We start from the raw sequence: 19,463 nt of genomic DNA on the forward strand, positions 1-19,463 counted from the left end.
TCGGTGCGCTCGGGCCGGGTCCCCGCTAGCGGGCGAGGGTCTCGACGGGCCGCTGGGCGGAGGCGGACGCCTCACGCTCGCCGGCCGTGGGCGAGAGGGCGACGAAGGCCGAGGTGATGAACAGGTAGGACCCGAGGCCGACGGCGAGGGGGAAGATGAACTGCATCGCCGTGGCCCCGGGCAGGGCGTCGCCGGAGGGGTCCACACGCACGCTCACCGCGAACATCCCGGTGTAGTGCATGCTGCTGACGGCGGCTCCCATGACGAGGGAGGCGACGGTGACCGCGAGGGGTGACTTGATGTTGAGCCCGGCCCACAGGGCCGCCGTCGCCGCGACCACGGCGATCAGTACCGACAGTCCGACGAGTGCGGGGTCGTACCTGACGTCGCCGTGCAGCCGGACGGCGGCCATGCCCAGGTAGTGCATGCTGGCGACGCCCAGACCGGTGGTGAGTCCGCCCAGGAGGAGGGCGCGGTTGCGGTCGCGGCTGTATCCGACGGCGAAGACGCCGGCGCAGACGACGACCATGGCGACGAGGAGGCTGAGGATGGTCAGCGGCACGTTGTAGCGGATGTCGGTGCCGCTGACGCGGAAGCCGAGCATCGCCACGAAGTGCATGGTCCAGATGCCCGTCCCGATCGCGGAGGCGGCGGTGACGAGCCAGTTGCGCCGCGAGCGGCCGGTGGCGGCGAGCGCGCGGACGGTGCAGCGCAGTCCAAGTGCGGCGCCTATGCAGGCCATCCCGTACGACAGCACGGGGGTCAGCCAGCCGAAGGCGGCGTGGTCCAGGTGTCCCATGGCCCCGGGACGCTAGCGGGCGCAGGGGCGCACGACGGGGGCGCATTTCGAAAGCTGCCGGAATATGCGCATAGTTGCGACGGAACGATCGCGTCCCGCTCGAACATGCGCACAGACACATCCCTCGTGGTGATGAGGAATCATGCGGTGCATGAGCGACGACCACACACATGTCCAGGAGTTCTTCACCGCTCGGGCCGACGACTGGGACAGCCGTTTCCCGGACGACGGCCCGGCCTACGCAGCCGCCGTGGCCGACCTCGGGCTGCGGGAGGGGGACCGCGTGCTGGACGCGGGCTGCGGCACGGGGCGGGCCCTGCCGCCGCTGCGAGCCGCCGTGGGCCCGTCCGGAGTGGTGCTGGGCGCCGATCTGACGCCGGCGATGCTCCACGCCGCCGCACGGGCGGGCAGGGACCGCGACGGGCGGCTGCTGCTCGCGGACGTCTCCGCGCTGCCGCTGCGGTCGGGTTGCCTGGACGCCGTGTTCGCGGCCGGGTTGATCGCCCACCTGCCGCACCCGGCGGACAACCTGCGGGAACTGGCCCGTGGGGTGCGACCGGGCGGCATGCTGGCGCTCTTCCACCCCATCGGCCGCGCGGCCCTGGCGGCACGTCAAGGACGCCAGATCACCCCGGACGATCTACGGGCCGAGCCCCGTCTCCGTCCGCTCCTGGCCCGTTCGGGCTGGCGTATGACGTCGTACGTCGACGAGGACGCCCGGTTCCTCGCGCTCGCGGTGCGGGAGAGCTGACGCCCGGGGCGGGTCAGTCCGCTGCGGCGACGGCTGCCGCGAAGGCGTCGGGGTTGTCGACCATGACGTTGTGCCCGGCGCCGGGCACCGTCACCACGCGCACTCCGGCGGCTTCCAGGCTCTCCCGGCCGACGAGTTCGCCGCTGTGCTCACCCTGGAGATAGACGCGGTCGACGGGCAGCCCCTCCAGGAGCGTACGCATCACGGGGTTCGAGCCCTTGCGCAGTCCGACGGCACTGCGGTGCAGGGCGCGCGGGTCGGCCAGTCGCATGGTGGCGGCCCACAGCGGGCCGACGGCGTCCAGCACGCGCGCGTGCTCCCTGTCCACGAAATCGTCCTCCCCGTAGGCGGCGATTCCGCTGCTGGCGGCGGTCGATGGCGGAAAGGCGTCCAGATTGGCCTCCGTCAGCACCAGCCGGGAGACGAGATCGGGCCGCCGGTGGGCGAGGACGACGGCCACGGCACCACCCATGCTGTGCCCGATCAGTTCGGCGCCGGTGACGCCGGCCGCGTCCAGCGCGACCGCGACCGCGTCCGCGTGGTCCTCCAGCGTGTACCCGAAGTCCTGGGGCCGGTCGCTCGTGCCGTGTCCGGGCAGGTCCACGAACAGACTGCGCCTCCCTGCGAGTTCGGGCCGGGCCGCGATGTGCGCGTGGTACACGGCGGACATGGATCCGAGTCCGTGCAGGTACACCCTGGCAGGCCCCGCCCCGGGCACCTCGGTCCACCGGATCCGGCTTCCCCTGCTGTCGAACGTGGCCTGCTGCATCGTGCCCCTCCCTGCGCTCTGCGACACCGCACGATACATCGAAGACGATGTATACCGTCAAGGCAGTATTGGCAGAGCGATGCATCCGTGCGGAAGAATGCGGTCATGCTCGAACTCGCCATCCTCGGATTCCTCTACGACGCCCCGCTGCACGGGTACGTCCTGCGCCGGCACATCGCGGCGCTCACCGGCCATGTGCGCCCCGTGGCCGAGAGCACGCTGTACCCGGCGATCAAGCGGCTGGAGAAGGCCGGCCTGCTGGTACGGGCCACCGAGCCCGGAGCCGTGGCCGCACCGCGCCACGTGCTGAGGCTGACCGAGGAGGGGGGGCGCGAGCTGAAGCGCCGGCTCGCCGAGCCCGCCCCACGTGACATCACCGACGAGAACCACTGGTTCACGCTGCTCGCGTTCCTGCGGCATCTCGCGGACCCCGCCGCGCAGGCGGCCGTGCTGCGGCGCCGGCTGGCCTTCCTGGAGGAGCCGGCGAGCTTCTTCTACGACGGCGAACGGCCACTGCGGGCCGAGGAACTGGACGACCCGTTCCGGCGGGGCGTCCTCACCATCGCGCGTGCCACGAGCCGGGCCGAACTGGCCTGGCTGCGCGACACCCTGGCGTCACTCGACGGGGTCCGGCGCTGAGGTGTCCCGGTGCCGCACGGGGCAGCCGCGCAGCCCGGGGACCGGGCGGGTGCCCAGGTCGGCCACGCGGTAGCCGTTCGGGTAGCTCTTGATCTCCCAGTTCTGGCGCGCGAAGTGCGGGGCGCGGCGCGGTGGCAGCAGCCGGACCAGCCGGCCGCGCGTCCGTACGGCGCGGCGCACCAGCGCGGTGGTGGCCACGCCGGGGCGCGGGTAGCGGAAGGCACGCAGCAGTGGCTCGTCGAGCAGGGCGAGCGTCGCCGTGCGCAGCAGCGGGGCCAGGGGGCGTGGGTACCAGGACGCCATCAGGTCGAGAGTGGCGTCCGAGACGCGCCGGGCCTCCTCGTCCCAGCCGAAGTGGGCCTCTTCGTAGGCGTCGAGAAGGGCTTCGAACTCCTCGTAGGTCCGGGGGATGTCCGGGATGCCCATGTGCGCACCCAGGGTGCGGTAGTACTCGGTGGTGGCGACGATCTCGTGCCGGGACAGCCGTCGCCAGCCGTAGGCGTCGATCCAGCGTCGGGGCATCACGACGAACGTGCTCAGCACGTACCGCATGTCGTCGTCGCTGATGTCGTAGCTGCGGTGCATCTGATTGATGCGGCGGATCGCGGTGCGGCCCTCCGCCGTCCGGAAGCCGTGCTCCACGACGGTGTCGAGGAGGAGCGACGTGTCGTCGTACCGCTTCTGCGCTCGCTCGGTCAGCTCCGCCGTCCGGGCGAGCAGCCGCCCGATGCTGGGGACCGCGTAGGTGCGGTACAGGGCCAGTTCCAAGGCGCGTGTGTAGTCCCAGGGGAACTCGAACGTGGCACTGATCCGGTAGATCTCCGGCGCGTCCGCCACCGGGTCCAGCCGCCGGATCTGACCGAGCCGCTCGAAGCGCTTCACCACGTCGTCCCCCTTCTGCCTCCGAAATTCCAACTCTAGGTTGTGGGGAAGCAGATGGGGCGATCATACTGGCCCGTTCGAGGAAAGGGTGGTCCGTTTGTTCGACATGATCCGCAGGTACGCCGGCAGGCTCCGCACCTCCGCACACGAGCGGCCGGCGGACACCCGGGAGAACCGCGCACACAACTTGTTCGAAGCGGCGGCCGTCTATGTGGCGGCACGCGCGGAGGACGACGAGGAGCGGATCGAGGAGGCGGCGGCCTGGGTCTCGCCGGAGGCGCTGTCCTTCGGGGTGAGCGAGCTGGCCTGCCGGGCGATCGTCGCGCTGGCCCGGGAGCGCGACGAGTCGCCCGGCGCGGTGGCCCGCGATCTCCTCGGACTGCCCGCGGCCTGAGCGGAACATCCTTCTCCGGATGTGGCCGTTTCGCCCCCGTCCAGGCGGAAACCTGCAGCTCCGCGTGGTGCACGGAGTCGTGACAAGCGGCTTCCGCTCGCACTAGGGTGCGCGCCGTTGGACAAACCACTGGGGAGGCAGGGATGGCCGGGACGGACGATGAGGCCGTCGCCGCCGCAGATGACGCGCTGTACGTGCTGACGGCGGTACTGCTGACGCCGGCGCAGTTTCCGAGCGTGCTGGGCGACGACTACCCGGAGGCGTGCGCGGCACTGGACCTCGCACCGCGCGCCGACGGGTACGGCCTGGTGCTGGGCCAGGACGGGGACGGCGCTCGCTGGACGGTCGTTATCGACGACGTGTCGCTGGTCGCGGTGGCGATCGCCTCCTGGGACTGCGGCATGGAGTACGAGCTGTCGCCGGACGAGCGCGCGGTCGTGACCGCCCTGCCGGGGTGGCCTCTGGCCGTCGCCGTCGCCGCTCCCGGCGTGCCCGCACCGCACGACCCCTCGGCCGAGGTGGCGGGCCGGTCGGCGCTGAGCCCGCCGGACACCGGCTCCTGGGGGCCTGCCCAGCGCCGTCTGGGTGCCGACGAGATCGCGCTGCAGTGGGCGGCCTGGCGGGAACAGATCAGCGACGCCGACTTTCCCACGCCCGGCGAGCCGGCGCAGGCCGCGGAGCCCGCACCGGAGGGCGAGAAGGGTGCCTCGGGCGGCGGCCACGCCGGCGTCCGCCGGGTGCTCGCGGAGGCGCGCGCCTACGTCGACTCCCCGCCGCCGCTCGGCCGGGTGCGCTCGTCGTTCGCCCCGGGCGAGGCCCGGACGCTGCGCGCCGACGGTCCCGGCTGGTCGATGGTCGCCCGCACCGACGACATCGCGTTCGTCCTGCTCGACGACGAGCCCGGTGAGGTCCTGCCGGTGGGCCGGGGCCCCGAGCTGCCGCGTCTTCTGGAAGCGCTCGACAGCATGGCCGTACGGCCGCTGTGAGCCGGGACGGCCGGACGACGCCACCCGTGCTCTCGGGAGCCGCGCCCCGTGTGGCGGCGCGGCCCCCGGCGCCCTGGCCGGCCCGTGCGGGCTCCTCGGCGAGCGACCGCCGACGGCGCACCTGCGCCTAGCGGCCCAGCTCCTTGCGGGTGACCCGGCGCAGCCTGCGCCGCTGCGAGGGGTCCAGGGCCAGATACGCGGCCACCGGAACTCCCACGACGATCAGGAACGCCACCCACCAGGGCAGCCATATCAGCAGGATCAGCCCGACCGCCACGCCCCCTGCGGCGATCTTCGCGTTCTTGGACATGAGCGTCGCCTCCTTCGCGGCCACTGCCGCTCTCTGATCTGAGAACGGCCTCTCGCTCCCCGCGGTTCCGTGCCCCGCCCCTGAGACATCCCTGAGCCGCGACCCCTAGTGGGCCCCGGCCGGCGGAACCCGGCGGCGCGGGACCGGCGGCACGCGGAGCCCGTGGCGTGACATCACTCTCGCCGCATCACAACTCTCACCGCATCACGCTCGCCGGACAAGCGCCCCATAGCACTCGACGTCCCAGCGTGCCTCATGCGGCGGTCGTCCCCGCGGCAGGGTGCGCGTGCCCGCCGCGACTGTCACATGACGCTCCGCGGACAGGCAGAAGACCGCGAAGACCTTCTGGTGGGTGAGTTCGCGGCTCTCCTCGTAGTACCAGTCCGCGACGAGCCCGTGATCGTCCGACAGGAACGGACGCTGGAGGAACTCCTGCACGTCGGCGGGAAAGTTCCCGAGGACGCCGACGGCGGCGGGGACCAGATTCAGCGGGCGTACGGCCGGAGGCGGCGGCTGCGGCGTACCGCCGGCCGGAGCCCGGCCCGAGGAGCCGGAGGCCGCCGAGGGCGTCTTCCCCGACCCGGTCGTGCCGAACGACTGCCGCCGTACCGATCCGGGCTCCAGGCGCAGGCGCTCGCCCTGGAAGGCAGGCCGGCCGCTGCGGACCACGCGGCCGACCTGGCACAGGCCGCGGGGGCCGAACACGAACGCCCTGGGGTGGCCTTCGTGGTCCAGCCGCGCCCACCACTCCCAGACGCCGCCGGCCTTGTGCGTCAGCTTCTCCCGCACGCTCGGCTCCAGCATGTCCCAGCACTGCTGCCGGCTCGGGATCGAGGCGTCGACCTCGAAGCCGCCCGGGCGATGGATCTGCGGAACGACCCCGGCCGGTTCGCCGTGTGCCCGTGCGCCGTGGCGCAGTTCCAGGGCCGCGTACTCCTCCCGCAGGGCCGGCGGCATGCGGTCTCTTCCCCGTGGCTCTGGCGGTCCCCCGGGTTCCGGGATCTCCGGGAGCCGTGCGTCCGTCATGCTCTCCCCCTCGCTCGACCACAGCGCTCGACAGCGGTAGCGGACATTGTCCGTGCCTCCCGCGCGAATGCCACCCGTCCGCCCGACGAACGCGAGCCTGTCGAACAGATCGTGAAGTGATCCAGATCATGACGTCGGCATGACGGTGATGCGCGGGGCGTGCTGTACCCTCGGCGACTCCGGTCGGGTAGTCAAATTTGAGGAGTCCGGCAGAGCTGTGCAGACCATTCCCACCGCACCACCCTCCGACCTGTCCGAACTCGCCCACTGTTCCGTCGTGTTCCTGCCGTCCGACCCCGCGCGTACGGGCCGGATCGGATTCTGGCGTCCGGACGGTTCGACTCCGCCCGCAGTCGCGGAAGGCTCCCTGACCTCTCTGGACCTGGCGATGCCCTCGGCGGACGGCGGCGTCGAGCGCGTCGCGCTGCCCGTCCTCCTGCTACCGGTCCGCAGCGCCCTTCCGCTGCTCACGCGCGCGCGTGCGCTGCCGGGGGAGCACCGGGCCGCCGCCTTCTGGCGCACCGCCTGTGAACTGGCCCTGGGCTTCCTCGCGCGCGGTCTTCTCCTGCCGGGGCTGTCCCCCGGTGACGACGATGCCTGGCGCGTGGGACCGCTGTCCGCGCGCGATGTGGAGCTGGTCCGCGAACTCGCCGCCGCCATGCCTCCGGAGGCGCATGCTGTGCCGCTCGCGGCGGAGGGGCCGCTGCTGTTGCCCGACCCGGAGCGGCTGCTGCGCGCCTTCCTCGACGCGGTCGCCGACGTACTCCCGCGCTCCCCCGCCGCCCCGCTGGTGACCGGTGGCCCCGCGTACGCGGCGACCGAGCCGCAGCATCTGCCCGAGCTGCGGGCGTGGGCCGACGACATCGCCGCCGGCCATGACGCGGGTGTGCGGCTGTCGCTGCGCGTGGATGCTTCCGGTCTCGACGAGGCCGTACCCACGGATGACGCTCCGGTCCGCTTCCGCGCGGTGCTCCAGGTGCACGGTCCGAGCGGATCGGCGGACGTCATGGATGCCGCCGGCCTGTGGACCGGTGCGGATGCCGGGGGCGCGGCGTTCGCCCCACGCGCGCGTGCGGACGCGCTGCTGGCACTGCGCCGCGCGGCCCGCGCCTGGCCGACGCTGACGCCGCTGCTCTCCGCCGCTGTGCCCGACGCGGTGGACCTCGCCGACGACGAGATCGCCGAGCTGCTGGGCGAGGGCGCGCGGGCGCTGGCCGCGGTGGGCGTCGACGTGCACTGGCCGAAGCAGCTGGCCCGCGGTCTCACCGCGCACGCGGCCATCGGGCCGGCGGACGACGGCACCGCACCGCCGGGAGCCGCGTCCGCGCCGCCGTCGTTCCTGCGCGCGGACGCGAAGGTCACGTTCAGCTGGTGGTTCGACCTGGGCGGGCGGGAGTTGTCCCGGGAGGAGCTGGACCGGCTCGCGGAGGCCAAGCGTCCCCTGGTGCGGCTGCGCGACGGATGGGTCCTGGTCGACCCGCGGCAGGCAGAGCGGGCCCGGACCGAGCAGGACCGTTCCCTCACTCCCGTCGAGGCACTGGCAGCCGCCCTGACGGGCTCGGCGGAGGTCGACGGCCAGCGGGTCGACGTGCGGCCCACGGGATGGCTGGAGGGTCTGCGGGAGCGGCTCACGGCCACCGAGCCGGGCCACACGGTCGGGCCGCCGCCGGGCCTGGCCGCGTCGCTGCGGGACTACCAGCTGCGCGGCCTCGACTGGCTGGCCCGCACGACGGCGCTCGGGCTGGGCTGCTGCCTGGCCGACGACATGGGCCTCGGCAAGACGATCACGCTGATCGCGCTGCACCTGCACCGGCAGACGGAGCCCTCGGCGACCGGCCCCGCTCTCGTCGTCTGCCCGGCCTCGCTGCTGGGCAACTGGCAGCGCGAGATCGAGCGGTTCGCTCCCGGCGTGAAGGTGCGCCGGTTCCACGGACCCGGTCGCGACCTGGCCTCGCTGGCGGACGGGGAGTTCGTCCTGACCACGTACGGGACGATGCGCCTGGACGCCGAACGGCTCTCCGGTGTGCCCTGGGGGATGGTCGTCGCGGACGAGGCACAGCATGTGAAGAACCCCTACTCCGCGACCGCGCGGGCGCTGCGCACGATCGACGCACGCGCGCGCGTGGCGCTCACCGGCACGCCGGTGGAGAACAATCTCACGGAACTGTGGGCGATCCTCGACTGGACGACACCCGGCCTGCTCGGCCGGCTCGGCACCTTCCGCGCGCGGTACGCGCAGCCCGTCGAGGCCGGCCGGGATCCCGCCGCCGCGCAACGGCTCGCCCGGCTCGTCGGACCGTTCCTGCTGCGGCGGCGCAAGTCCGATCCCGGCATCGCCCCCGAGCTTCCGCCGAAGACCGAGACCGACCGCCCGGTGGCCCTCACGGCGGAACAGGCAGGGCTGTACGAGGCGTTGGTCCGCGAGACCCTGGACCGGATCGCGACCGCCGACGACATGGCCCGCCGGGGCCTGATCATGCAGTTGCTCACCGGCCTGAAGCAGATCTGCAACCACCCGGCGCAGTTCCTGAAGGAGAACGATCCGCGGCTCGCGGGACGCTCGGGAAAGCTGGAGCTGCTGGACGAACTGCTCGGCACCATCCTCGCGGAGGGCTCCGGCATGCTCGTCTTCACCCAGTACGTGCGCATGGCCCGGCTGCTCGAACGGCACCTGACGGCCCGCGGGGTGCCCTCGCTGCTCCTGCACGGCGGCACGCCGGTCGCGATGCGCGAGACTCTGGTGCGCCGCTTCCAGGCCGGCGAGGCGCCGGTGTTCCTGCTGTCGCTCAAGGCCGCCGGGACGGGACTGAACCTCACCCGGGCCGAACATGTCGTGCACTACGACCGCTGGTGGAATCCGGCGGTGGAGGCACAGGCCACCGACCGCGCGTACCGCATCGGCCAGACCCGCCCGGTGCAGGTGCACCGGCTGATCGCCGAGGGAACCCTGGAGGACCGTATCGCGGAGATGCTGGGCCGCAAGCGGGAGCTGGCCGACGCCGTGCTCGGCACCGGCGAGGCCGCCCTGACGGAACTGTCGAACGAGGAACTGGCCGCACTGGTGGAACTGCGCGGGGAGGCACGATGAGCCGCTACGACGACGAGCACGGCCGGGACGCGGAGCGCACGTTGGCCGCACTGCCGCCCGCGCGCGGGCGCGGCTTCGCGGAGAGCTGGTGGGGGCGCGCCTGGCTGCGGGCCCTGGAGGACGCGGCCCTGGAAACGGCGGCGGTCAAGGCGGGACGCCGGCTCGCGCGCGCGGGCGGTGTGGGGGCGGTGACCGTACGGCCGGGGCGGGTCACCGCCGTCGTACGCGACCTGGGCGGTGCGGCCCACCGAGCCGATGTCCTGCTGCCGGAGCTGTCCGACGAGGAGTGGGTGCGGTTCCAGGATCTGGCCGTGGAGCAGGCGGGGCACATGGCCGCGCTGCTCGACCGGGAGCTTCCGCCGCATCTGATCGAGGACGCGGCGGTGGCGGGGATCGAACTCCTGCCGGGCCTGGGCGATCTGGAACCCGAGTGCGACTGCGGCACCTGGGACCACTGCGGACACACCGCCGCTCTGTGTCACCAGGTGGCACGGTTGCTGGACGCGGATCCGTTTCTGCTCCTGCTGATGCGCGGACGGGAGAAGGACGCTTTCCTGGCGGAGCTGCACGTCCGCGGCACCGCACACCGCGCGGAACCGAACGCCACGGGCGAAGGCCTGGACGCGGCCGAGGCGTGGGCGGCCGCCGACATCCTTCCGCCGCTGCCCGAGGTGCCCGGACTCCCGCCCGCGCCCGGCATGCCGCCCTCCTTCGCCGCCGGTTCGGCAGTCCCGCCGGGGGTCGACCCCGAGGCCCTGGAACACCTGGCCGGCCGCGCCGCCGTGGAGGCGTACCGGCTGCTGACGGCGGTCCGTTCCGGGGACACGGCCAAGGGCGAGGTGACAGTCGCTCAGGACGCCGTGCGGCTGGCGTGCGGGCCCGCCCCCGCCGCTGCCGCCGAGCGGCTCGCCGTGGGGTCCGGGCGCGGTCACGACGGGCTGGCGACGGCTGTCCGCGCCTGGCGGACCGGGGGCCCGGCGGCACTGGCGGTACTCGACGAGGAGTGGCAGGTGGAGGGTGTGGCACTCGCACGCGCGCGTGCGGCTCTGGAAGCCGCCTGGGAGGCGGACGAGCGGCCGGTGTTCCACCGGTGCGGCAACCGGTGGACCATCGAGGACGAAGGCGTTCAGCTGCGGCTCGGGCACGAGGGCCACTGGTGGCCGTATCGCGACGAGAGGGGCCGCTGGGTTCCGGCAGGTGGGGCGGACGCCGACCCCGCGACGGCGCTGACCTCCGCGCGGCTCGGACCGGAGGAGCAGGGAACGGAAGGATTCTGACACCTGGTCATCACGTGATCCGCACGATCCGATGAGCGGTGGACGCCGGCCGTTCACCCCTCGGTCGTACGACGTTCCTCCAGGGATCCAATCGTGGCCGCAGTCAACGACCTTGCTCCCTGGAGGCCCGATGTCCCCGCATGCCGCCGGCCGGCGCCGTGTCCACCGTTCCGTCGCCACGGGTCTGCCCCTGGCCCTGGCCGCCGTCCTCGTGGCCGCGGGGACGGCCACGGCGGGGTCGTCCGGGGAGGCTCACGTCGTCCGCACCGCGACCCTCGGCGAGATCCCGCTCGGCACGTTCAGCAACGCCCTGCTGCCCGGCAGCGTGGCCGACGACCACGGGGTGAAGCTCGGCGGCATCGGCAGCGACATCTACCCGGCGGGCCGCAGGGGCGAGTACTGGACGGTGACCGACCGTGGCCCCAACGGCCAGATCAAGGTGGCCGGCAAGAAGCGCCGCACCTTCCCGGTGCCGGGCTTCGACCCCGCGATCGTGAAGATCCGGGTCTCCGGGGACAGCGTCGAGGTCATCGACGCGATACCGCTGACCACCTCGTCGGGGAAGGCCGTCACCGGGCTGCCCGACCAGAAGAGCCGGGACGAGGCGCCGTACACCTACGACGCGCAAACGCCGCTCGCCTACGACCCGAACGGCATGGACACCGAGGGCGTCGTGCGGGCCGGCGACGGCAGCTTCTGGCTCGTCGACGAGTACGGGCCGTCCCTCGTGCACGTCTCCGCGCGCGGGAAGGTACTCACTCGTTACGTGCCCAAGGGGCTGGCGCTGACCGGCGCCGACTACCCGGTGGTGGAGGCGCTGCCGTCGATCCTGCTGCACCGCAAGACCAACCGGGGTTTCGAAGGGCTGGCGCTGCTTCCCGGCGGGGACCTGGTGATGGCCCTCCAGAGCCCGCTCCAGCTGCCGGACGCGGACGCCGGGGACGCCTCGCGCACCACCCGCCTGCTGCGCTTCTCGCCGCGCAAGAAGGCCGTCACGGCCGAGTACGCCTACCGCTTCGACCCGGTGAACGTGGTCGACCCGGGCGAGGACGACACCTCCGAGCTGAAGATCTCGTCGGTGGTGGCGGTCGGCCGGGACCGGCTGCTCGTCGAGGAGCGCACGGACAAGGCGGCCCGGCTGCAGCTGGTCGAGCTCGGGCGCACGTCGAACATTCTCGGCGGCGCATGGGACGACGACACGACGTCTCCGTCGCTGGAGCAACTGGACGACCCGGCGGCCTCGGGTGTGCCGGTGCTGTCCAAGCGGCTCGTGGTGGACCTGGGCAAGGTCGCCCGGGTGCCGGGGAAGATCGAGGGCATCGCGCGCGTGGACCGCGACACGCTCGCGCTCGTCAACGACAACGACTTCGGGATGACCGACGGGGCGGGGGCGTTCGACGCCCAGGGCCGTCTGATCGACAGCGGCATCAAGACGACGATGGTGTACGTACGCCTGCCCAAGAAGCTGTGACGGAGTCCGACGGGCCGGGTCGCCGACCCGTCGGACCCTCGGCGACCGGAATGGTCACCCGTACGCGCGCGTGACGGTCAGCCCCGCGCGCCCAGCAGGTGGTCCATCGCCAGTTGGTCGAGTCGTTCGAACGCCATGCCGCGTGCGGCGGCCGCCTCCACGTCGAAGTCCTCGAAGGCCGTACGGTCGGCGAGCAGGGCCTGCAGGCCGTCGGCCGCGGTCGGCTGGGCCAGCTGGTCCAGCCGCGACGCGCGCAGCGCCTCCCGCACCTCCGGGTCGGCGCGGAAGGCGGCCGAGCGCTCCTTGAGGATGAGGTAGTTGCGCATGCAGCCCGCGGCCGACGCCCACACGCCGTCGAGATCCTCGGTCCGCGGCGGCTTGAAGTCGAAGTGGCGGGGCCCGTCGTAGCCCGCGCTCTCCAGGAGGTCCACCAGCCAGAACGCGGCGCGCAGGTCGCCGGCGCCGAAGCGCAGGTCCTGGTCGTACTTGATGCCGGACTGGCCGTTGAGGTCGATGTGGAAGAGCTTGCCCGCCCACAGGGCCTGCGCGATGCCGTGCGGGAAGTTCAGGCCGGCCATCTGCTCGTGCCCGACCTCCGGGTTGACGCCGTACAGCTCGGGCCGCTCCAGGCGCTCGATGAAGGCCAGTGCGTGCCCCACGGTGGGCAGCAGGATGTCGCCGCGGGGCTCGTTCGGCTTGGGCTCGATGGCGAAGCGGAGGTCGTAGCCCTGGGAGGTGACGTACTCGCCGAGGAGGTCGAATGCCTCCTTCATGCGGTCCAGGGCGGCGCGGACGTCCTTGGCGGCGCCGGACTCGGCGCCCTCGCGACCGCCCCAGGCGACGTACGTCTTCGCGCCCAGTTCGACCGCCAGGTCGATGTTGCGGATGGTCTTGCGCAGCGCGTACCGGCGGACGTCACGGTCGTTCGCGGTGAACGCGCCGTCCTTGAAGACGGGGTGCGTGAAGAGGTTCGTGGTGGCCATCGGGACGGTCATCCCGGTGGCGTCCAGCGCCTGGCGGAACCGCTTGATGTGCGACTCGCGCTCGGTGTCCGAGGAGCCGAAGGGGATCAGGTCGTCGTCGTGGAAGGTCACTCCGTGGGCGCCCAGCTCTGCCAGGCGCCGCACCGTCTCGACCGGGTCGAGGGCGCGCCGGGTGGCGTCGCCGAACGGGTCCCTTCCCTGCCAGCCGACGGTCCACAGGCCGAAGGTGAACCTGTCCTCGGGGGTGGGCTGGTAGCTCATGCCGCGGCTCCTTGGTGCGTAAGACTATTTCGTCATGGCCGTTTACAAATTAGTATGCGGGCGCACCGTCTGGGAAGAGACAAGATGTCTTCGACGGCAAGGTGTCTCTACGAAGGTGTCTTTGACAGCCCACCGCACATCCCGCGGAGCCGCGGAAGAGGGAGAGCCCGATGTCAGCAGCCGAGGGTCCGCTCGTCGTCGGCGTGGACACGTCCACTCAGTCCACGAAGGCGCTGGTAGTCGACGCGGCGACCGGGGAGGTCGTGGCGAGCGGCCAGGCGCCGCACACCGTGACCACCGGCATGGGCCGGGAGAGTGATCCGCGTCAGTGGTGGGAGGCGCTGTGCTCGGCGCTGCAGCAGTGCGGTGCACCGGCGCACGAGGCGGCGGCGGTGTCGATCGGCGGCCAGCAGCACGGCCTGGTCACGCTGGACGGGCACGGCGAGCCGGTGCGTCCGGCGCTGCTGTGGAACGACGTCCGCTCGGCGCCGCAGGCCCGCCGTCTGGTGGAGGAGCTGGGCGGGCCGAAGGCCTGGGCGGAGCGGACCGGCAGCGTGCCCGGCGCGTCCTTCACGGCCACCAAGTGGGCCTGGCTCGCCGAGCACGAGCCGGAGGCGGTCCGCGCGACCCGGGCGGTACGACTCCCCCACGACTACCTCACCGAGCGCCTGACCGGGCAGGGCACGACCGACCGCGGCGACGCCTCCGGCACCGGCTGGTGGGCGTCCTCGACGGAGGCGTACGACGAGGAGACCCTCGCGCACATCGGCCTCGATCCGGCGCTGCTGCCCCGGGTGGTGCGCCCCGGCGAGGTGGCCGGCACCGTGCGGGACAGCCATGACCTGCCGTTCTCCAAGGGCACGCTGGTGGCCCCGGGCACCGGCGACAACGCCGCGGCGGCGCTGGGCCTCGGCCTGCGGCCCGGCACCCCGGTGCTCAGCCTCGGCACGTCCGGCACGGTCTACGCCGTCTCCAAGCGCCGCCCCGCCGATCCGACCGGCACGGTGGCGGGCTTCGCCGACGCCCACGGGGACTGGCTGCCCCTGGCCTGCACCCTGAACTGCACCCTCGCGGTGGACCGTGTCGCGGGCCTGCTGAGCCTGGACCGCGAGGCGGTGGAGCCGGGCGGCTCGGTGACGCTGCTGCCCTACCTGGACGGCGAGCGCACACCGAACCTGCCGCACGCCTCCGGGCTGCTGCACGGGCTGCGGCACGACACGACCGCAGGTCAGCTGCTCCAGGCCGCCTACGACGGAGCGGTGCACGCGCTGCTCGGGGCGCTCGAGCTGGTCCTCGACGAGGACGCGGACCGCAGCGCCCCGCTGCTGCTGATCGGCGGCGGCGCCCGGGGGACGGCCTGGCAGCGCACCGTGCGCCGGCTGTCCGGACGGCCCGTCCAGGTCCCGGAGGCCAGGGAACTGGTCGCTCTGGGCGCGGCGGCGCAGGCGGCGGGACTGCTGACCGGCGAGGATCCCGCGGCGGTGGCGCGCCGCTGGAACACGACGGCGGGCCCGGTGCTGGAGGCCGTGGAACAGGACACGGCGACGCTCGACCGGATCACCGGGGTACTCTCCGACGCGGCCCCGCTGCTGGAGCGGGACACGGACACCCAGTGACCGAGCCGCCCCAGCCGGGCGGCAGACACCGAGGATTGACAGAGGCATGACCGCACCGCTGCACGAGGCGCGCCCGTCGGGCGCCGGGCGCGCCCTGCCGGACACCCAGCAGGGCATGCGCCGCCGCAACCTCGCCCGGGTGATGCATGCCGTCAGCGCCGAGGGTTCGCTGTCCCGGGCGGCGGTCGCCTCACAGATCGGGCTGACGCGGGCGGCGGTGTCGACCCTGGTGGACGAGCTGATCCGCTGGGGTCTGCTGGAGGAACTCGGTCCCGAGCGGCCGGGCCGGGTGGGCCGGCCCGGGTCGGCACTCGCGGTGAGCGGCCGGGGGCCGGCCGGGATCGGGGCGGAGATCGGCGTCGACCACCTCGCGGTGTGCGCGGTCGACCTGCGCGGCGAGGTCCGCGCTCGGGCCGTACGGCACGGCGGCAACCGCGGCCGGGCGCCCAGGCCCGTCATCGAGCAGCTGACGGCGTTGATCCGCCGGGTCGTCGCGGAGGCGGAGCGGGCGGAACTGTGGCCCGCCGGGCTCGCGGTCGCCGTGCCCGGACTGGTGGCCAGGGACGGACGGACGGTCGTACGGGCCCCGAATCTCGACTGGCACGACACCGACCTCGGCGACCTGCTGCCCGACGGCCCGCCGCTGACCGTGGACAACGAGGCCAACTTCGGCGCCCTGGCCGAGCTGTGGCTCGGCGCCGACACCCCCGGTGATTTCCTGCACGTGTCGGCCGAGATCGGTATCGGGGCCGCGGTCGTCGTGGACGGCCGGCTGCTGCGCGGGAACCGTGGCTTCGCGGGCGAACTGGGCCATGTGCCGGTACGGCCGGACGGTCCTGCCTGCCCGTGCGGTGGCCGGGGATGCCTGGAGCAGTACGCGGGCGAGGAGGCGGTACTGCGCGCGGCCGGGCTGGAACCGCGGGAGGATCTGGTGGGCCTGCTCGCGGAGCGCGCCGAGTCGGGCGACGAAGGGGTACGGGGGGCTCTGCGGGACGCCGGTGCGGCGCTCGGCATCGCCCTGACCGGAGCGGTGAACCTGCTCGACCCCGAGACGGTGGTCCTGGGCGGCGCCCTGGCCGGCCTCTCGCCGTGGCTGCTGCCGGCGCTGGAATCGGAGCTGGCGGGCCGGACGACGGGCCCGGCCTGCCCGGTGACGGTGTCAGGGCTGGGCCCGCAGGGTCCGCTGCTGGGCGCCGCGCACTCGGTCGTCCGTGCGGTCCTGGACGATCCCGCGATGGTGGCGGATCGAGCCTGACGCCGCTCGCGGGCCGTGTTTCCCGGAGCGTGCCCGGCTCCGGCCAGTGTTCGGCTGCTTCTTCCACGACGGCGCGCCTGTCGTCGCCATCCCGGCGCGCCGGAGGAAGAAACGGTTCGCCGATCCCCGGGCGCCACAGGACTCGCCCGATCGGGTGACCGGGATATCCACAAGCCGCGACTTGTCCACGGAACCGCGGCATGGCCTTCTGCCCGATCGGGCCGCGCCGTACCGTGATTCACGCGAGGCCCAGCCGACGGCCCGTCATGAGCGGCCGGGCGCTTGCGGGATGAGCAACCACGCAGTCGACGGGTGGCAGCGGACGGACGCGGATCGGGGGACACATGCACGGGGAGCAGACCGGGGCGCTGCGGCGCGACGCCATCGGATTACGGGAAGTCCTGTTCCAGAGCATCACGGCGATGGCGCCGGCCGCCGCGGTGGCCGCGTCGATCCCGTCCGGCGCCGCCTTCGCGGGCGGGAGTCTTCCGCTGGCGGTACTGGTCGCCCTGGTGGCCTGTCTCTTCACCGCCTCCTGCGTGGCCGAGCTGGCCCGGGAGCTGCCCGCGGCGGGCTCGGTGGCGACGTACGCCGCGCGGGGCCTGCACCCGGCCGTCGGCTTCCTCGTCGGCTGGGCGTACGTCTTCGTGGAGATGCTGGTGCCACCGCTGCTGCTCCTGCAGCTGGGGTTCACGGCGGCGGGCACGCTGCACGCGGAGTGGTCCGCGTACCCGGAGGACCTGTGGTGGCCGTGGGCGCTGGCGGGGGCCGGCGTGATCGCCCTCGCCGGCTATCTCGGCGTCCGCGCGGCCGCCCGCCTCGGCACCGTCCTCGGCGTCTTCGAGGTCCTCGTCCTCCTGGTGTTCGCGGTCCTGCTCATCGGGAAGGCCGGCAGCGCCAACACGCTGTCGGTGTTCGGCACGTCCCACACCGCCGACGGGTACGCGGGCACCGCCGGGGTGTTCGCCGGATCCGTGTACACGGTGCTGGCGTTCGCCGGGTTCGAGGCGGCGGCACCGCTCGCCGAGGAGACGCGCGACCCACGGCGGACGATGCACCGCGCGGTCCTCGGAGCGGCCCTGGGCATCGGCCTGTTCTACGTGCTGACGACCTATGCGATGACCGTCTACTTCGGCCCCGACCGCTTCGCGAAGTTCGGCGCCTCGGGCGAGGCGTGCTGGGAGGGCGTCGCCCGCGCCTCGTTCGGTCTCTTCTGGGTGCTGGTGTTCCTCGCGGTGGTCAACTCCACGATCGCGAACGCCAACGCGTGCGCGAACGTCTCGACCCGCACGGCCTTCGCCCTGGCCCGCATCCGCGTCCTGCCCGGCCTGCTCGCCACGCTCCATCCCCGGCACCGCTCCCCCGTGGCGGGCATCGCCGTGCAGAGCGCCGTGGCGGTCGCAGCGGCGCTGGGGCTGGGCCTCGCCTACGACCCCGTGACCGCGTATCTGCTCCTCGCCACGGTGATCGTCACGGTCGTCGTCGGCGTCTACATCGTCGTCATTCTCTCCTGCTCCGGCCATTTCCTGCGCGCCGGCCGAGCCGCCTTCAAGCCGGTACGGCACCTGGTCTTCCCGGTGCTGGGCATCGCCGCGTTCATCCCCGCCCTGCTGACGGCCGCCGGTCTCCCGGTCTTCGACTTCGTGACAGAACTGACGGCCCCGGTGTCCTACGCGGGTCCGATCGTCGGCGCGTGGCTGGCGGTGGGCGTGGTGGTCCTGCTCGTGCTCATACGGCGGCACCCCGAGTGCATAGCCGAGACCGCGCGGGTGCACCTCGACGCGTACGACCCCGGTACCGGCCGGCAGGACGGGACCGTGGTCCGCTGATCAACCGTCACACCGGGCGGTTGCCACACCCGGCCCCCCCCGGAACTGACCGCTCTTCAGAAGGGAGCGCTGCCACGATGACAGACCCCCGGATCCTCACCGTGCGCCCGGAGCCGGATCAGTACGCCTGGACGTTCGGCGGAGCGGCACCCCTGGCACGGATCACGCCCGGCACAGTTCTCGACCTGTACACGGAGGACTGCTTCGCCGGCCGGGTCCGGTCCGAGAAGGATCTCGTGTCCGAGGTGTGCGAGTTCCCCTACCTCAATCCGCAGACCGGCCCGTTCCACATCGAGGGCGCCGAGCCCGGCGACACCGTGGCCGTGCACTTCGTGTCGATCGAACCGGCCCGCGACTGGGCGGCGTCCACGACGGTCCCTCTCTTCGGCGCGCTCACCTCCACACACACCACGGCCACCCTGCAGCCACCGCTGCCGGAGCGGGTCTGGATCTGGCAGCTGGACCGGGCCCGGCGGACCACGCTGTTCCAGGCGCAGGACAGCGACATCCGGGTGGAGCTGCCGCTGGACCCGATGCACGGAACGGTCGGCGTGGCACCCGCCGACCTGGAGGTGCGCTCGGCCCTGGTGCCGGATGCGCACGGCGGAAACATGGACACACCCGAGATGCGGGCCGGAGTCACCTGCTACCTGGGCGTCAACGTCGAGGGTGCCCTGCTCAGCCTCGGCGACGGCCATGCCCGGCAGGGCGAGGGAGAGACCTGTGGGGTGGCCGTGGAGTGCGCGATGAACACGGTGGTCGTCGTGGACCTCCTCAAGGACGTCGCCACACCGTGGCCCCGGCTGGAGTCGGACACGCACATCATCTCGACCGGCTCGGCCCGCCCGCTGGAGGACGCGTTCCGGATATCGCAGCTCGACCTGGTGCGGTGGCTGGTGCGCGACTACGGGTTCAGTGAGCTGGACGCGTACCAATTCGCAACCCAGGCGGTCGAGTCACCGTTGGCCAACGTGTGCGACACCAACTACACGTGCGTGGCCAAGCTCCGCAAGGAATGGCTCCCGGCGCGGGAGACATACCGCGGCGTGCACGCGCACCTGCGGGAGACCGCGCGAGCCCTGCGCCACTGACGGCTCCCGTCGTACCCCTGACTCCCAGACCACCCC

General features: G+C 73.0%; 17 protein-coding genes. 11 read left to right on the forward strand and 6 right to left on the reverse strand.

Translation table 11 applies throughout. From position 1 onward, the window contains the following. Positions 1-25: 25 nt before the first annotated feature. On the reverse strand, positions 26-799 hold the full coding sequence (locus ABZ937_RS21220; RefSeq protein WP_361694014.1) for an MHYT domain-containing protein: 774 nt from the start codon (positions 797-799) through the stop codon (positions 26-28). 151 nt (positions 800-950) lie between these two features. Here ABZ937_RS21220 and ABZ937_RS21225 point away from each other — a divergent pair, with 151 nt between their 5' ends. Beyond that, on the forward strand, positions 951-1,550 hold the full coding sequence (locus tag ABZ937_RS21225; RefSeq protein WP_361694016.1) for a class I SAM-dependent methyltransferase: 600 nt from the start codon (positions 951-953) through the stop codon (positions 1,548-1,550). A gap of 13 nt (positions 1,551-1,563) precedes the next feature. Here ABZ937_RS21225 and ABZ937_RS21230 read toward each other — a convergent pair whose 3' ends face one another. Beyond that, on the reverse strand, positions 1,564-2,319 hold the full coding sequence (locus ABZ937_RS21230; protein WP_361694018.1) for an alpha/beta hydrolase: 756 nt from the start codon (positions 2,317-2,319) through the stop codon (positions 1,564-1,566). Positions 2,320-2,424: 105 nt separating this feature from the next. On the opposite strand from ABZ937_RS21230, the gene ABZ937_RS21235 reads away from it, so the two are divergent. Further along, complete coding sequence (locus tag ABZ937_RS21235) at positions 2,425-2,958, forward strand: PadR family transcriptional regulator (protein WP_361694020.1); 534 nt, start codon at positions 2,425-2,427, stop codon at positions 2,956-2,958. Here the strand turns inward: ABZ937_RS21235 and ABZ937_RS21240 are convergent. Continuing rightward, positions 2,935-3,840 carry an oxygenase MpaB family protein gene (locus tag ABZ937_RS21240; RefSeq protein WP_361694200.1) on the reverse strand — a complete coding sequence of 302 codons (906 nt, stop codon included), beginning with the start codon at positions 3,838-3,840 and terminating at the stop codon, positions 2,935-2,937. The genes ABZ937_RS21235 and ABZ937_RS21240 overlap by 24 nt on opposite strands. A 106-nt stretch (positions 3,841-3,946) precedes the next feature. Between ABZ937_RS21240 and ABZ937_RS21245 the strand changes: the two genes are divergently transcribed. Continuing rightward, positions 3,947-4,234 carry a hypothetical protein gene (locus tag ABZ937_RS21245; protein ID WP_361694202.1) on the forward strand — a complete coding sequence of 96 codons (288 nt, stop codon included), beginning with the start codon at positions 3,947-3,949 and terminating at the stop codon, positions 4,232-4,234. 143 nt (positions 4,235-4,377) lie between these two features. Then, the gene (locus tag ABZ937_RS21250) at positions 4,378-5,220 is read left to right on the forward strand and encodes a hypothetical protein (protein WP_361694022.1); all 843 of its coding nucleotides are present in this window, start codon (positions 4,378-4,380) and stop codon (positions 5,218-5,220) included. A 127-nt stretch (positions 5,221-5,347) separates the two neighbouring features. Here the strand turns inward: ABZ937_RS21250 and ABZ937_RS21255 are convergent, their stop codons facing one another. Together ABZ937_RS21255 and ABZ937_RS21260 are read right to left on the reverse strand one after the other, a co-directional pair. Then, positions 5,348-5,530, reverse strand: coding sequence for a hypothetical protein (locus tag ABZ937_RS21255; protein ID WP_225098959.1), 183 nt, complete (start codon positions 5,528-5,530; stop codon positions 5,348-5,350). A gap of 204 nt (positions 5,531-5,734) precedes the next feature. Further along, entirely contained in the window at positions 5,735-6,487 is a 753-nt protein-coding gene (locus ABZ937_RS21260; RefSeq protein WP_361694024.1) for a hypothetical protein, read from the reverse strand. Positions 6,488-6,773: 286 nt separating this feature from the next. Here ABZ937_RS21260 and ABZ937_RS21265 point away from each other — a divergent pair, with 286 nt between their 5' ends. From ABZ937_RS21265 to ABZ937_RS21275, 3 genes are all read left to right on the forward strand, one after another. Further along, positions 6,774-9,644 (forward strand): DEAD/DEAH box helicase, encoded by a 2,871-nt coding sequence (locus ABZ937_RS21265; protein ID WP_361694026.1) that lies wholly within the window; start codon positions 6,774-6,776, stop codon positions 9,642-9,644. Then, positions 9,641-10,921 carry an SWF or SNF family helicase gene (locus ABZ937_RS21270; RefSeq protein WP_361694028.1) on the forward strand — a complete coding sequence of 427 codons (1,281 nt, stop codon included), beginning with the start codon at positions 9,641-9,643 and terminating at the stop codon, positions 10,919-10,921. The genes ABZ937_RS21265 and ABZ937_RS21270 overlap by 4 nt, the downstream gene beginning before the upstream one ends. Positions 10,922-11,051: 130 nt before the next feature. Further along, positions 11,052-12,392, forward strand: coding sequence for an esterase-like activity of phytase family protein (locus tag ABZ937_RS21275; protein WP_361694030.1), 1,341 nt, complete (start codon positions 11,052-11,054; stop codon positions 12,390-12,392). A 77-nt stretch (positions 12,393-12,469) separates the two neighbouring features. On the opposite strand, the gene xylA is transcribed toward ABZ937_RS21275, so the two are convergent. Continuing rightward, positions 12,470-13,636, reverse strand: coding sequence for a xylose isomerase (gene xylA / locus ABZ937_RS21280; RefSeq protein WP_361694032.1), 1,167 nt, complete (start codon positions 13,634-13,636; stop codon positions 12,470-12,472). A gap of 170 nt (positions 13,637-13,806) precedes the next feature. Between xylA and xylB the strand changes: the two genes are divergently transcribed. The 4 genes from xylB (at position 13,807) to ABZ937_RS21300 (ending at position 19,427) form a co-directional block, all read left to right on the forward strand. Then, the gene (gene xylB, locus ABZ937_RS21285) at positions 13,807-15,252 is read left to right on the forward strand and encodes a xylulokinase (RefSeq protein WP_361694034.1); all 1,446 of its coding nucleotides are present in this window, start codon (positions 13,807-13,809) and stop codon (positions 15,250-15,252) included. A 46-nt stretch (positions 15,253-15,298) separates the two neighbouring features. Next, complete coding sequence (locus ABZ937_RS21290) at positions 15,299-16,507, forward strand: ROK family transcriptional regulator (RefSeq protein ID WP_361694036.1); 1,209 nt, start codon at positions 15,299-15,301, stop codon at positions 16,505-16,507. 344 nt (positions 16,508-16,851) lie between these two features. Next, entirely contained in the window at positions 16,852-18,336 is a 1,485-nt protein-coding gene (locus tag ABZ937_RS21295; RefSeq protein WP_361694038.1) for an APC family permease, read from the forward strand. A 77-nt stretch (positions 18,337-18,413) separates the two neighbouring features. After that, complete coding sequence (locus ABZ937_RS21300; protein WP_361694040.1) at positions 18,414-19,427, forward strand: acetamidase/formamidase family protein; 1,014 nt, start codon at positions 18,414-18,416, stop codon at positions 19,425-19,427. Positions 19,428-19,463: the final 36 nt, after the last annotated feature.

The organism is Streptomyces sp. NPDC046727 (genome assembly GCF_040645635.1).
Classification (GTDB): Bacteria; Actinomycetota; Actinomycetes; order Streptomycetales; family Streptomycetaceae; genus Streptomyces.